This window comes from Okeania sp. SIO2F5 (genome assembly GCF_010692685.1).
Classification (GTDB): Bacteria; Cyanobacteriota; Cyanobacteriia; order Cyanobacteriales; family Microcoleaceae; genus Okeania; species Okeania hirsuta.
This window is the reverse complement of the sequence record NZ_JAAHGU010000016.1, coordinates 1-15,774: the sequence shown is the minus strand read 5'-3', so window position 1 is coordinate 15,774 and position 15,774 is coordinate 1. Positions and strand designations below refer to the sequence as shown.

Here is a 15,774-nt window from a genome sequence, read left to right as displayed (position 1 = left end):
CCTCCCCTTTTAAGGGGATAAAAAGCGGTCGTTTTGCTGGCGCACAACTTCGTTAACGGCTGTCGCCGACATGTTTGCGCAGCATTCCGTAGGAAAAAGCGGAGCTTCCCGTAGGGTGGGATGGCGATCTTCGGAGCGGGTCTGCAAGAACGGGTCTGCTCGCTGGCCGACCATCGACCAAGAGAAAAGAGAATATTCCTGATGTCAAGCCTCCTTATTGCAGAGATACTCTTAGAGTAGCTCCTCCGGAGGAGACGTGCCTGATAACTGTTAACGCAGTTCCTCCGGAGGAGGCGTGCCTGAAATGACCCCCTTATTCAACAGTATTTTGGCTTTACTTGCAGTGGTGAGAATCAAAGATAAATGGGTTCTATAGAACCCCTGAGTGGTATCTTTTTAGGAATTGGTGATCATGAGTAGCGATGGCCAATTATCATAACCAACAGCTGAGTAAATGCCAGTCTTCAAGTAGTTTCACAGATCAAGAATGGGTTCTTATTGAACCATTGTTGCCAAAAAAAAAAGAAAACTTGTCCCATGATCGGGGAGCAAAAGACAAATATTGGATGGTGTATTCTATCAACTTAAAAATGGTTGTAATTGGTCTGATTTACTCAAAGATTTACCTCTTTATTCCATAGTTTTTTGGCAGCTACATTCAGTGGCGCTCTCAAGGAGTAATTGAGAAGATTAGAGATGTTTTACAGCCTCAAGTACGTCAACAAGTAAAAAAAAAGCCAAATGGACAACTTTAATCATCATTGATTCACAAGCGGTGAAAAATACTTGCAATGCTAGTGTAGAGTTCAAAGGATTCTGTTTTGACAAGGGCACTAACGGAAATAAGAGCCATTTAGCGGTTGATAGTCTGGACTTTCCCTTTTTTACCCATTGTACATGCATCATCAGTTTCTGATGATGTGGGATGAATAGAAATGTGATCAGACAACATCGACTACTTTAAATCCAAACCAGTCAACATTCCTAAAACTACTATATTACTTGATAATGGATACCACCCCGAAAAGATAATAGAGGAGTTAAAGAAAATTTATCCGGCAATTATGTATGACCAAGATTCGGCTTAAGCTATCACCAAAGCCATCAAAGTTAGAGAAAGAGAATCTTGGAAAAAAAGGATTTGTGCCAGTTAAAGCATTCCGGGGTCATAGAAAGAACCAACTCATGGATGGAAAGATGTAAAAGCTTGACCAAAAACTTTGTTTGCGCAGCATTCCGCAGGAAAAGGACTCTTAACAATGCTACAGCTAAGATTAATTTGTGCTTTATTCGACTGATGCTGAAGAGGTTGACGATCACATATATACCACTCAGGGGTTCTATAGAAAATAGAATTCCTGTTTTATCTTCTGAAAAGCCTTATCTGTAAGCTTTTTAAGGTTTAATAATTGGTTAAAAAAACATTTGTATAAATTAAGCTTATAAAATATTGTCAAATATATTTGGAATTTAAACTAAATTTCCCCAAAAAAGTTCAAATGAGCTATTTAGGGGGAAAAATGGGGATAATTTGAGTGCGAACGCGCTTTGCTTGGCCATTTGTTAAAAGTGTTGATATGTAAGAAATATAGGGTGGTTGCTTGTGAAGAAATTTTCGTGTATTTTTGAGGTAAGTAATTCGCTCTGCGTAGGTGCTTATTAAGATGAAAAAGAGAATTAGTGAGTGGAAGTGCGTTCGCGTAGCGGAACGTAGTTTTATCAACTTTGGATATATTTTTTGACTACATCAATTTTTACCCAGGCAAAGATACCAAATGGCTTCTATAGGATATTTACCAATGGATAATTGATAATTGATAATTGATAATTGATAATTAATCCCCAAAGGTTTAAAATCTCTCCTTTTAAGGAGACAAAAGAAATCAGATTTTCTGATATTCAATTCCGTAACAGTTTTAACCAGAGGTAATTATCCATTATTCATTATTCATTATCCATTATCAATTAATGAAAATTGGTTGGGCTGTGAGTCCTCATCCACTTTTTCCTTTTTCCAACTTCGCTCTTTCCTTCTTCCTTCTTCAATAATTACCAATTAAACTTCATCCCTAAATATTCCTCTAATCTCTGATTATGAGGTTGGAAATATTCAGATAATTGTTGACGGAGCAAATCGGAAATTGGTGCATAAGAACCAGAATTCAACTTTTTATATTTTTGCAGTTTATGTTCTGGCAAACCTAAAAAATCAAAAACTTGCTTCATGGTATCATTTGTCCCTTGATAAAGGTCTTCTCCTCTCAAAATTAAAAATTGTTCTCTGGGAAATACTTCTATCCATTTCTGCATAAATTCTATATAAACACCTCTCCCTATATAATTTCCCGGAAGTTGCCAATATTTTTTATCTCCTTGAGGTTTTTTCGGAGTAGTTTTGAGTATTTCTAATTCTTGATTAATAGCTACTTCAAAGGAGCGGTCTTCCCAGTTTAATCTTTGCCAATGATGGTATTGAGAAAAGGCTCTATCTACAGGATTTCTTAAAATGACTAATAGTTGAAGACCGGGTAGTAAACTATAGATTCTTTCTGCCACTTTATAATTGACTAAATAGTTAGGAGTAGCTTCTCCAGTAATAAAATTTTGTGACTTAGGAATGGAAGGAAAATGAGCCAAATACCAATCAATTCCTCGATGAAATTCTCCTGACCAAAAATGTGTTTCTTTCTTAATAGCTGGTAAAACTTGAGGATGTTGATTAATGTAATTTGCTAAAGAGGTTGTACCACTTTTTTGAGAACCGATAATAATGAAATTAGGACTTGATGCGTTATGAAAATTCCAATGTTTTTCTACAAAAGTAGGATGGATTTTTTTTGTTTGGTTGTAACAGGCTTTTTTATAACTTCTAATGGCTGCTTCAATATTTCCGATTTTTGTGAAAATTTCCCCTAAATTGAGATGACAAAAAAAACTATTTGGCTCAATTTTGGTGGCATTTTGATATAAATTTAATACTTCCTCAAGCCTATTTTCTAATAAATTATTCCATAAGACTGAATGATGAGAAAACCAAGAATGTTCTGGTCTAAGTCTCACAGCTTCTAAGTGAGCGTTAATAGCTTCTTTTTTTTGATAATTGTGCAGAAAAGCATCAGCTAAGTTATAGTATGCACCAGAAAATTTTGGGTTGATAATAGTTGATTTACGGTAAGCAAAAATTGCTTCATCCCATCGTTGTTGCTTAATATATATATTACCTAAACTGTAGTAAGCAAAAAAAAATTAGGGTTGATTTCTAGAGATTTTTGGTAACAGGCGATCGCTTGCTCTAGCTCTCCTTTTTCTTGAAATACATCTCCTAATTTTTTGTGGAATAAATGATTTTCTGGTTTGAGTTTTATCGCACTAATATAGGCAGAGTGAGCTAAATCATATTCTTTTTTTTCTTGGAAAACTTTCCCTAGTAAGTAGTAAAGTCTAGGATTTTTAGGAGCTAATTTTATTCCTTGGTTTAAAGTTATTAAGGCATCTTCTAACTCGCCCTTTTGACTCAGAATTTCTCCTAAATTTTGATATGCTGCGGATAAATTGGGGTTGATTTTAATAGCATGACGGTAACAGTTAATTGCTGCCTCTATTTTGTCTAACTCTAAAAGTTTATTTCCTAAATTTATATGTTCTGTGGCTGTCAATGATTCTGGTTCTAGAATAACTGCTTGATAATTACATTCTGTGACTAATTTTTCTTGACCAATGCTATGCCAGACTTTAGCTAAATTTCGATAAACTCCTGCTAAATTTGGTTGAATTTTGAGGGCTTTTTCGTAAGCTGAAATTGCTGGTTCCCATTGCTGTTGTTTGGCATACATACTACCCAGGTTTGCATGAGCTTCAGCAAAATTAGGTAGTATTTGAATAGCCTTATTGTAGTAATTTTTGGCTGCTTCTATCTCACCTTGTGCTTGAAAAATATCTCCCATAGTTTTACAAGCTGGTGCAAATTCTGGTTGGCTATTTAATGCTTTAACACAAGCTGCATAAGCCTCATTTAACTTTCCTTCGGCCAAATGAGATGCTGCTATTTGATTAAAATTAATTATTAGTTTTTTTGTCTTTTCATTATTAGACATACAGCAGTTTTCCAGTTGATAAGGTACAAAGTTTTATGCTTTAGGGAATAGGGAATAGGGAATAGGGAATAGGGAATAGGGAATAGGGAATAGGCAACAGGCAACAGGCAACAGGCAACAGGGAATGAATAAAAATTATAGATTAGTCTCAAACTGTACCTCACACTTCCTAAAATTTGCTGTATTTCAATAAGTTATATCAGGTCTCATTAAATTAGACATAATAAAAATACTTTTCTTGATTGTTTTGAGAATGTCTGAAATTTCCCACCATTCCCTACCGCTTACTCCCTACTCCCTTTTCAATAATACCAATTACTATGTATTAATGCTTCACTTAGATACCACTTCAATTATTAAATAATTAACGTGAACCAAATCACTTTTTTAATTATTAGCACGCTGGTTAGCATTAATTAGGGCTTGCTGATTAACTATCAAAGCATTGACATATAAAAGTTTCAGCCTTTTTAGGTTGAAAAAAGTGCCAGCTTTTCGGCCAAGAAAGCTCAAAAAGTTAGCATTTTGTGCAGACAAGGACAGAAAAATTAAGGGACAATTCTTCCAACTACATCCTCTGTAATTCCTATTTCTCCTGACTCGGTCCTCCTGACTCAGTCCTCCTGACTCGGTCCCTCACCCATAAGACTTTTTCAGCAAACCCTAATTATTATTATATTTACCGAATAATTAAGGTTTAAAGCCTCTCCTTTAAAGGAGAAACAAGCGGTTGTTAGCGCAGCTTTCCGAAGGGTGGGATGGTGAGGAGACCTCGCCATATCCAATCGACCAAGAGAAGCAAAAATTTTCCTTTAAGTCAATCCTCTTCTTTTCAAGGAAAGGAGAGGTAATTGTTAATAATTAATAATTAATAATTAATTATTAATTGTTGAATACTCCCCTACTACCCTACTTCAGATGGTAATTGATATTGATATCTACATTTTTCTGCTGCAGAGCGATCGCCTAACTGTTCAAAAATATAGGCTATTTTTTCGTAAGCTTTATGGTAGTCTGGTTTAATTTGTATTGCTTTTTTCAAACATTCAATAGCATCAGACCAATTTTCTTGTTGGATATATGTTTTTCCTAATGATGTATATAACCAGCAAGAATTAGGATTAAGTTCAATAGCTGTTTGATAATTAATAATTGCCTCATCTAGTTGTCCTAGTTGTTGTAAAGCATCTGCTAACTTGCGATAAAATAAATAGTTATCTACTTTTAATTCTATAGCTCGACGATAAGCTGGAATTGCTAACTGCAATTTTTTTTGTTTACTTAGCGCTTCGCCCATTTTATAGTGAAGTCTAGCTAAATTAGGATTAAGCTTGAGACCATTTTGATAAATGACAAGTGCTTGATTTATTTTTCCTTGCTTGAGCAATATTTCCCCTACTTTACAGTAAGCATCCCAATTTTTCGGGTTAATTTTAATTACTTGATGATAACAAGTAATAGCTTGATTTAATTTACCCTGTTCATACAAAATATCTGCTAAATGTTTGTGATACAAAGGAAAATTTGGATTAAGTTCTATAGCTCGTTGAAATGCCTCAACTGCATCATTTAACTTGCCTATATCTTGAAAAATTGTGCCTAGTTTGTAAGAGAATATCCAGTTTTCAGGTAAAATTTTAATCAAATGTTGATAACAATTGATAGCTGCATCTAATTCTCCTCGCTCTACAAAAATTTCTCCTAATTTAGAGTAAGCTTCCGATAAATTAGGATTTAATTCTATCGCCTCACGATAATCAGTTATTGCCTCTTCCGTTTTACCTTCATTTAATAAAATCTCCCCATGATTCACTTTTTCTAAAGCCGTCTTTTCTAATTCTATTTTTTGAGCTTTATCCCAATATTTTTCTGCCAAACTTAAGTTACCTAATTTTTGGCAAACCCTAGATAAATTTCGATAAGCACCAGGCAAATTTGGTTGTATTTCAATAGCTGTTTCATAGCAAGCTATAGCTGGCTGCCATTCATTTTGTTTAGCATATAAACTCCCAATATTTATGTAAATTTCCGCCCAATTTGGCTGCTGCATTATAGCTTTTGTATACCAAATTATCGCTTCTTCTAAGTTTCCCATTGCCTGTAATACATTTCCTAATGTTTTACAAGTCAAAGGATAAACTGGTAATATTTCTAGAGATTTTTCACAGTATAAATAAGCCTCATCTAGTTTTCCAGCTTCTAAATAAGATTCTGCTTCTTGATATAAACTAAAAGCTGACATTTCTGGAGTTAAATTTGAATACATATTGATATTTTAAACTTTTGAAAATAATATCATAACTTGATTGTAGGCTACCCAGATTTCAATCTTTCTTTTTTTGACAAAAATATCGGGTCTCAAGCCTTCATTTTTCAAGATATAAAAAATAAAATTCAGTATTTTTTTGCCTGCCTATTCCAGGAAGTACTGATAGGGTAACTCTTTTGTAAAGAGGCTAACTGAAGTCTGCAGTTTATCCGGTAGGAGGCTAACTGAATTGACTCCTAATTCCAGTTAAACTTCATTCCTAAATACTCTTCTAGTCTTTGGTTATGAATTTGGAAATAATCATTGAAACTCCTACAGATTTATGAATAAATAAATGTTTGAAATAATCTCATAACCTGATTGTAGCTCACCCAAATTTCAATCTCTCTTTTTTTAACAAAAATATCGGGTCTCAATCCTTCCTTTTTCAGGGTATAATAAATCAAGTTATGAATCTTCTCGTATCCCTATTGCAGGAAGTACCGATCAAGGGTATTCCAGGTTGATGAGGTACAGTAGGATTAGTTTTTTAAATAGTTGTTGAAGTATGGAATTAAGTTTTCATTCTTTTTGAGACAATCTACTAGAATTACTGTACCACACTTACATGGAATAGGTTGTAACTGATAACTGAATTGACTCCTAATTCCAGTTAAACTTCATTCTTAAATACTCTTCTAGTCTTTGGTTATGAATTTGAAAATAATCATTGAAACTCCTACAGATTTATGAATAAATAAATGTTTGAAATAATCTCATAACCTGATTGTAGCTCACCCAAATTTCAATCTCTCTTTTTTTGACAAAAATTTCGTGTCTCAAGCCTTCCTTTTTCAGGGTATAACAAAGAATTTTCAGTATTTTCTTGCCTGCCTATTCCAGGAAGTACTGATAACTGTTAACTGATCACTGAATTTACCCCTAATCCCAGTGAAATTTCATTCCTAAATACTCTTCTAATCTTTGGTTATGAATTTGGAAATAATCATTTAAACTTCTAAGGATTAATTAATCCGTGGTGGTGCATTGTAATGGTCGTGCATTGCATTATTTTTGTTACGAAGTACGGCAGTGGAAGCATCTTGCTCCTGTGCCAAACATCTCTTGTTCCTTGTATACAATTACTATGCAGGACTACCAATTAATCAATAAATATTTGAAATAATCTCATAACCTGATTGTCACTCACTCAAATTTCAATCTCTCTTTTTTTGACAAAAATATCGGGTCTCAAGCCTTCCTTTTTCAGGGTATAACAAAGAATTTTCAGTATTTTCTTGCCTGCCTATTCCAGGAAGTACTGATAACTGTTAACTGATCACTGAATTTACCCCTAATCCCAGTGAAATTTCATTCCTAAATACTCTTCTAATCTTTGGTTATGAATTTGGAAATAATCATTTAAACTTCTACGGATTGATTCATCAATAGGAGAATAATTTCCCATATTATAATTTTTGTACTCTGAGAGTTTATATTCTGGCAAATCTAAAAAATTCAAAACCTTCCCCATAGTAACTTCTGGGTAAACATAAAAATCTTCACTTTTCAAGATTAGGAATTGTTCCCGTGGAAATAAACTCATCCATTCCTTAAAAAACTCAACATATACTCCTCGTGCTAAATAATTTAATTCCTTCATCCAGTAATTAACTTTTTCAGGAGCTTTCGTTAGCTTCTCTAAATCTAATTGAATAGCCTCCTCAAAAGAGCGATTTTCCCAATTTAATCGTAGCCACTGATAATATTGAGATATGGCTCTATCCACAGGATTTCTTAAAAGTATAATTAGCTTAACTTTAGGAAACACTTGAAAAATTCTTCTCGCAGCATTCGGATAATCAAAATAACTAGGACTAGCTTCCCCTGTGAGAAAATTTTTCTTTTCTGAAATTGCTGGAAAATGAGCTAAATACCAATTTATAGACTCATTAAATTTCCAAGACCAAAAATCCATTTCTTTTTTAATCGGAGGAACAATTTGTGGATGTTGAGTCAGATAACTATAAAGGGAAGTAGTACCTCCTTTGTGAACTCCAATAATGATAAAATTCGGTCCTTGTACTTCTTCTAAATTCCATGGTTGAGATACTAATTCAGGGTATAACTTCTGAGTTTGCTGATAACAAGTAGTTTGATAATAAGGTATAGCTTCTTCAATTTTATTCAAACGAGTTAAAGCCTCTCCTATATTTAAGTAAGACCAATAAGAATCAGGATTAGACTTGTGAAATTTCTGGAAAAAAGTTAGTATTTCTGATAGTTGATCCTCTCTCGCAAAAGCTTCCCATATATTGTAAAAAAACCACCAAGATAGGTCTGGATTAATTTCAATAGCTTGACGATAAGCTACAACTGCTTCCTCCCATTTTTGTTGTCGAGTTAAGGCAATACCTAAATTATAATAAGACTTACTATTTGGATTTAATTCTATTTTTCTTCGGAGTTCTAAAATTTCTTGGGATAACTGGTATTTTTTATCTAAAACTTGCTGTAGTTTGTGGCAAATTTCTAAGTCATCTTGATTAATCTCTAAAGCTATTTTATAAAAAATAATCGCCCCATTATTCTTATCTGCTTTAGCTAAATTATTTGCTATTTCGACAAATAAATTTGGATTATCCTGTAAAAATTCCAGTAATTTATCGTAAATAAGATGTTGCCCTTGATGCTGAATAGCTTGATGATAATCCTGAATTGCTGCATCTATATCTGAATTATATTTTTGTTCTAGAGCATCTCCTAATTTCCTGTAAATTCCTGGCGCTCCTGGCTGTAACTTAACCACATAAATATAGTTATATATCGCTTCATCCCATTTTTTTAACTCTACTAAAGCATTGCCTAAATTATAGTAAGACCAAGGAAAAATTCGATCTATTTTAATTGCATTTTTGTAAGCATTAACAGCATCTTCCCATCTTTTTAATTTGCTTAAAGCATCTCCCAAATTATAATGATACCAAGAAAAATTATGGTTTAATTCTATAGCGCTATAGTAAAGTTTTATAGCTTCATCCCAGTTTTCTTGTTGATGTAAAACCTGTGCTAAATGATAGTAATACCAAGAAAAATTAGGCTTTAGTGCAATAGCTTGACGGTAGTTTTCAATTGCTAACTCCCATTTTTTCTGTTTAGCATATATAGTCGCAAGTTTGGCATACTCTTCAGGTATATTCGGATTTAAATTAGTGCTTGATGACATAAAAGTTGGTAATAGGTAATTGGCACATTTATATAGCAGTACCTTCTTTCTGGAGTTTAGACTAATTACAGCGGGCCGAACACTTGCCGAGGGAGAATAGTGAGATAGTTGAACCTACTGGAGTTTAGACTACGACAAAATTTCCCAAGATTGTTTTGGGTGAAAAAAGAAGGCAAATTAACCAGAAATTGAGTCTAAATTTTCAGATTTTGAGCTTTTTTTGTGGGACTTTTTCGTTTTTTCACCACAGGATAACGGATTCTTTATCAGCATTGCAACAACTTTTAAGTTAATTATCCAGAGCTTTTGCTATGGGTTAATTGTCCCATGGCAAGACTTTTTGAAGAGTTTGAATAACCTACTCCTCACCCAAACTCCCTCAAAAATACAAATCATAAAAAGCATCGAGAAAATTCACATCCCTGATATTACCCAAGGGTAGTGAGTTCCAAGTCTTCATTGCTTCTGGGTAGATTATTTGAAGATTCCAAAATTTAGTCTAAACTCCAGTTCTTTGGTTAGGACAATAAATTTGAGTGAAAAGGGAGTAGGGAGTAGGCAGTAAAGAATAGGAAATAGAGGAATGTCCTAACCTATTTGCGTAGTGCTATAGCAGTCGAAGGAAGGTTAATACCAATTTGGAAAAATAATGTTACTAATAATAAGGGCAATTATAAAGACTTTATAGGAAATGTCCATTGGATGAAAAAGATAAATTATGACCTCATAAATGGTATTAAAGCTATTCATTCTGTACGTCGCCAATCCGACAGCTCCCCTACCTGTACGGGCAAACGGCGGTTTGCCTCTACCACTTACTGCCTAAGAAATAACCTAGTTACTTGTAGCAAATATTTATCAAAATAATATGGGTCTAAAACCCCGCCTTTTAAGGCGAAATATTTTTGGAGGGTTGCTCACGCATCCCCGTTACAAAAATAACTTCTGACTTCCCCTCCTGGGAGGGGTTTGGGGTGGGTTGACTTCTGACTTCTGACTTCGTTAACACCCTTGGTATAAGACATATCAAAAGCTTAAAACTCAGACAACGCAATATTTTTCCTTCTCTCCTAGATAACTAAACGCCTTCTTCCTTCTGCTATATCAAACAAGGTTTGTAGATTATAGGTAATATTCTAGATGAGAAAAGTTTACCGCCTTACCTAATACCTACAGCAGATTTCATCTAATATCAAGTCCGGATAATTAGTGATGAAAAAAACCTATCTTTTTACACAGGGCAAATATCCCTATTATCCCTACTCCCTACTCTCTTAATTTATAAGTATTCAAGCGCAGATGATATATGTGAGGTACATAAGTCGTGGACAAAATGCCCACACCACAAAAATTCAAACTCCGTCCTTAAGGGCGAGGTCTTAAATATTTGTACTTCATATACTTGCAATTTACAGTAATTTAAGAAATGGTAACTTTCTACATATATTCCAACAAAACCCTGACTAAAGCAATCTAAATCATAACTGATTATACGAATATGATATTTTTTAAAGGAGAGAACAGGAAATAGGGAAAAATCATCAATCTTTTTGATAAACCAGACTTTGTATAATCTCTCTTTCTCATAACTATAAACAAGATTTTTTTTATTGATAACGCACTTATTCAAACTTGATACAAATTCTAGGGTAGCAAGGTTAAAATAATTGAAAATTTTAACCTTATATGAAATACAAAAAATAATAATACAATTATTTCACCAAACCTCAATAAATAAGTTGAGCAAGTTGAGCGAGAGAATAAAAGATAAATTTTATCTGAAATACAAGTAATTATGCTATTTTACCATTCCCCCATTTCCACATCTCTCTATCTCCCGATCAATTGCCTGTAGCAAACATTCACCTATTTCATATTATATAGTCAAAAATTTGCTCAATTCCGACATAATGACATAATAGTTAATAACACAAAATATTCTAGGAATTCAATGGGTATATCTATAGAAGTTGACAACACAACCTTTGCCACCGAAGTCTTAAAAAATTCCCACAAAAAACCTGTTCTAGTAGACTTTTACGCTACTTGGTGTGGTCCGTGTAAAATGCTTAAACCAATCTTAGAAAAGTTGGTTCAAGAATATGACTTTATCTTAGCTAAAGTGGATGTCGATCATAATCCCGAATTAGCTCAAACTTATGGTGTAGAGGGAGTACCAGATGTTAAAATTGTAACTCAAGGAGAAGTTAAACCAGGTTTTGTAGGAGTTCTATCAGAGCCAAAACTACGAAATTTTCTAGGCGAACTTAATCTTAAATCAGAACTAGAAACAGAATTAGAAACACTGCGGAACTTGACAAAATCTGGTGAATTAAAACAAGCAAAAAATCTTTTAGACCAGCTTTTTCAAAAATATCCTCGTAATATTAGCTTAATCATAGAAGCTGCAAAATTTTTAGTCAGCTTAAATCGATTAGAAGAAGCTCAAAAACTAATAGAAACTATTGGAGAAAATAACCGAGAGTTTTATCCCCAAATACAAGCAGTAAAAGGACTAATTCACTTTAAACAAGAAGCAGAAAATCCTGGTGATAGTGAACTAGATAAAATGTATGCTCAAGCTTGTAGCTTAACACTATCAGCTAACTATGAAGAAGCACTAAAATTATTTTTAGATATAGTCACCAGAAATCGTAAATATAAAAATGACGGCGCACGCAAAGCAATGCTGGCAATATTTAATATCTTAGGAGATGATAACTCTACCAGTAAAGAATATCGAAAGCAACTATTATTAAACCTGTACTAAAAGTAGTTATTTTAACTAGCTATCAGCTATTAGCGCTTCAGCTATTAGCCTAAAAATTTGTGCATATAATTAGGGTTTGCTGATTAAATCTAAAAACACTGACATATAAAAGTAAGTGCCTTTTTGGAGCGAAAAAAAGTGCCAACTTTTCAGCTTGAGTGACCAAAAAGTCAGGATAAAAGGCAGATAAGCACAGAAAGATACAGGTACAATTATTCCTCCTACTTTCTCAGCTCTCCCCACCCTCCCCACATTCCCCTCCTGGGAGGGGGAGGGGCGAGGGGTGGGTCCCCACACTCTGCTTTTTTCAGCAAACCCTAATTATTGCTCTGCTGATTAATTCTCAAAGTATTGATAAATAAAGGTATTAGCCTTTTTGGGGTTCAAAAAAGTGCCAGCTTTTCGGTGCCAACAGCTGCAAAAAGCTAGTATTTTGGGCTGACTATGGTAGAAAAATCACTCTTACAATTCTTACTCCTACCTCCTCGCTCATTCCCATTTCTCCCCTCCTGGGAGGGGCGAGGGGTGGGTTGTCTCCTGTTTCCTGTCTCCTGTCTCCTGTCTCCTACTAAAAGACTTTTTCAGCAAACCCTAATTAGGTATCTGTTTGCAGAGCTGACCGCTGAACTGCTGAATTGCTGTTTGCGCAGCATTCCGCCAGAAAACGCTTTTTAAACTCCCATTGGCAGGACTAAACCTTCGCGGGCCATAACTGCCTGGGGAAAAGCTGCTTTGACTTTTTTTGCTATTTCATCGAGAAAATCATCACTGTGAGTAGGTTCATGGTGAAAAATTACCACCCGCTTTACTCCTGCTGCTTTAGCTACTTTGATTGCTTCCTGCCAAGTCGAATGTCCCCAACCCACCTTAGAAGACTTAGGATTATGATACTCATCATCAGTGTACATAGCATCATAGATTAATACATCAGCATTGCGGGCTAAATCTACCACACTTTCATCCAAGCGATCGGGAAAATGTTCCGTATCAGAACAATAAACTACCGTCCGTCCATTCCATGTCACTCTATATCCCATTGCTGTATTAGGATGATTCAGAGAACCAGTCTCAATCTCAATATCATCCAGCATCATTTTTTCCCCATGCTGAAGCTCATAAAAACGTAAGTCAGCCTGGATACCATTTAAAGGAATAGGAGAATTATAATGTAGAACCCTTTGTATAAAATGCTTTCTCATGGACTCCCCTTCTGGAGGTATAGCTCCGTAGATATGAAAACTATTTCCTGGGGTAAAAGCAGGAGTAAATAAAGGGAAACCTTGAATATGATCCCAGTGATAATGAGTAAAAAACATATAAGCTTCTACTGGCATTTCCTGCATCATTTCCTCGCCTAATTCTCGTAGACCAGTTCCACCATCAAAAATCAGGCGCTTACCAGCTATTTGCATTTCTATGCAAGAAGTATTTCCACCATATCTAATAGTATCTTTTCCTGGGGTAGGAACACTACCTCGTACACCCCAAAACTTCACTAAAAAATCTCCCATTTGTTCAGACATCTTGGAGAAATCAACATTATCTTGAGTTAGCACTTCAGAAGAAAGTTTAGTTTCCATATGAATTTTCTTTTAGCAGTTTCCACTTTATGAATTTAAAGATTTCTGGATTTTTAGGAAATTGAACTAGAGAGAGAAAATATAGCAGCTTGCTTTTCTATAAGTTGTTAATTATTGCCAATTCAAAAAATTGTCCAATTTTAATAATTAACCAATCTGCAAAGCACTATTTATAGCATTACAAGAATTGGTGGCGTTGCTGAATAAATGTATGATTTCACAGGAGTTAGGAGCTAGGAGTCAGGAGTCAGTAGGTAGAAAAGAGTTGTTCGGTGACTAAATAGGTATAATTTGCAATATTGTTTTAGCTTAAAATTTACCCAAAGTTGAATTTCATACCTCAAATCAGCAACACCGAATTGGTTAAGACATTTTTCAATCCTGTTTCCTGATGGATTCCACAGGGAAAAACCCTTTTACAGTTAGCTATTCCCTATTCCCTATTCCCTAGCGCGTAGCGCCATATATTTCAAACTCTCACATTGTCCATAATGGCGCAATAAATGATCACATAGCACAATGGCTACCATTGCTTCTACCATAGGTACAGCTCTAGGTAAAACGCAAGGGTCATGTCTTCCTTTCGCTGCTAACAATGTCTCTTCACCTACACGACTAACAGTACGCTGCTCTTTACGAATTGTAGCAGTTGGTTTAAATGCTGCCCGCAACACAATATTTTCTCCATTAGAAATTCCTCCCTGTACCCCTCCAGAACGATTAGTCACAGTCCGAATTTCCCCTTGCTCATCTGTATAAAATTCATCATTATGCTCGCTACCTGTGAGAGTAGTACCTGCAAAACCAGAACCAATTTCAAATCCTTTGCTCGCTGGCAAGGACATTACACCCTTAGCTAAATCTGCTTCTAATTTATCAAATACAGGAGAACCAAGACCTTTCGGGACATTCCTGGCCACACATTCAACCACACCTCCCAGAGAATCTCCCACATCCCGTATTTGTTCTACTAATTCAATCATCCTGTCTGCACATTCAGTATCTGGACAACGGACAATATTACTTTCCACTTGTTCTATAGTCACCGTTTCTAGATCGACAATGGCCTCTAAATTTTTGATGCGCTTCACATAGCCAACAATTTCCACACCAGAATATTGTTTGAGAATTTTTTTAGCGATCGCCCCAGCAGCAACGCGTCCAATAGTTTCTCTAGCTGAAGACCGTCCCCCACCTTGCCAGTTTCTAATACCATACTTAGCATCATAAGTTGCATCAGCATGAGATGGACGGTATTTACTAGCCATCTCCTGATAATCTTGTGGACGAGCATCCTTATTTCTCACCAAAATCATCATTGGCGTACCCAAAGTTTGACCTTCAAATACTCCAGACAGTATTTCACAAATATCTGTTTCTTTGCGAGGTGTAGTAATTTTGCTTTGTCCTGGACGCCTACGGTCTAACTCATATTGAATTTCTGCAACATCTATTTCTAGTTGAGGAGGGCAACCATCAATTATAACTCCTACTCCTCCTCCGTGGGATTCACCAAATGTTGTTACCCGAAATAGATGTCCAAATGTGTTGCCCATGAAACTCAAACTACAATAAAGAATTAAGACCTCTATTTTAACCTGTTTTCTTTAAATAAAGCACTCAGCGATCAGCAAATACTTTGCTCTGTCAAGAGTTTTTGAGGTGTAGGACTATGGAGAAAAAGTTTAAAGAAGCACATCAGGGGTCAGCAACGAGAGCGAAACTATATTAGACATCTCCGGAAATAGTCGAACACTTACTATAACTATCTTTTAGGAAGCGATAGCGTACGCTTAACCGGAGGTGATCGCAAATGCTTAAGATAGTTAATTTTCACGGTAAACTCAGTGTTATAG

Annotated in this window: 8 protein-coding genes and 1 pseudogene; 2 read left to right on the top strand and 7 right to left on the bottom strand. The window is 35.2% G+C overall.

The features are described 5' to 3' along the window. The first annotated feature begins 422 nt into the window (after positions 1 to 422). A complete protein-coding gene (locus F6K27_RS09040; protein WP_287275778.1) occupies positions 423 to 641 on the top strand; it encodes a hypothetical protein in 219 nt (72 codons plus the stop codon). Between the two features lie 1,408 nt (positions 642 to 2,049). Here F6K27_RS09040 and F6K27_RS09030 read toward each other — a convergent pair. From F6K27_RS09030 to F6K27_RS09015, 5 genes and pseudogenes are all read right to left on the bottom strand, one after another. Continuing rightward, positions 2,050 to 3,060, bottom strand: coding sequence for a sulfotransferase (locus tag F6K27_RS09030; protein WP_287275777.1), 1,011 nt, complete (start codon positions 3,058 to 3,060; stop codon positions 2,050 to 2,052). A gap of 57 nt (positions 3,061 to 3,117) precedes the next feature. After that, positions 3,118 to 3,210, bottom strand: a pseudogene (locus F6K27_RS33590) (hypothetical protein); the annotation flags it as partial. Between the two features lie 11 nt (positions 3,211 to 3,221). Beyond that, a complete protein-coding gene (locus F6K27_RS09025; RefSeq protein ID WP_287275776.1) occupies positions 3,222 to 4,094 on the bottom strand; it encodes a lipopolysaccharide assembly protein LapB in 873 nt (290 codons plus the stop codon). A 904-nt stretch (positions 4,095 to 4,998) separates the two neighbouring features. Next, complete coding sequence (locus F6K27_RS09020) at positions 4,999 to 6,360, bottom strand: tetratricopeptide repeat protein (RefSeq protein WP_287275774.1); 1,362 nt, start codon at positions 6,358 to 6,360, stop codon at positions 4,999 to 5,001. Between the two features lie 1,336 nt (positions 6,361 to 7,696). After that, complete coding sequence (locus F6K27_RS09015) at positions 7,697 to 9,568, bottom strand: tetratricopeptide repeat-containing sulfotransferase family protein (RefSeq protein WP_287275772.1); 1,872 nt, start codon at positions 9,566 to 9,568, stop codon at positions 7,697 to 7,699. Between the two features lie 1,873 nt (positions 9,569 to 11,441). Between F6K27_RS09015 and F6K27_RS09010 the strand changes: the two genes are divergently transcribed. Next, complete coding sequence (locus F6K27_RS09010; protein WP_353735958.1) at positions 11,442 to 12,338, top strand: tetratricopeptide repeat protein; 897 nt, start codon at positions 11,442 to 11,444, stop codon at positions 12,336 to 12,338. Between the two features lie 671 nt (positions 12,339 to 13,009). On the opposite strand, the gene F6K27_RS09005 is transcribed toward F6K27_RS09010, so the two are convergent. Both F6K27_RS09005 and aroC read right to left on the bottom strand, forming a co-directional pair. Further along, positions 13,010 to 13,918, bottom strand: coding sequence for an MBL fold metallo-hydrolase (locus F6K27_RS09005; protein ID WP_375339682.1), 909 nt, complete (start codon positions 13,916 to 13,918; stop codon positions 13,010 to 13,012). Between the two features lie 440 nt (positions 13,919 to 14,358). Further along, positions 14,359 to 15,474, bottom strand: coding sequence for a chorismate synthase (aroC, locus tag F6K27_RS09000; protein ID WP_287275770.1), 1,116 nt, complete (start codon positions 15,472 to 15,474; stop codon positions 14,359 to 14,361). Positions 15,475 to 15,774: the final 300 nt, after the last annotated feature.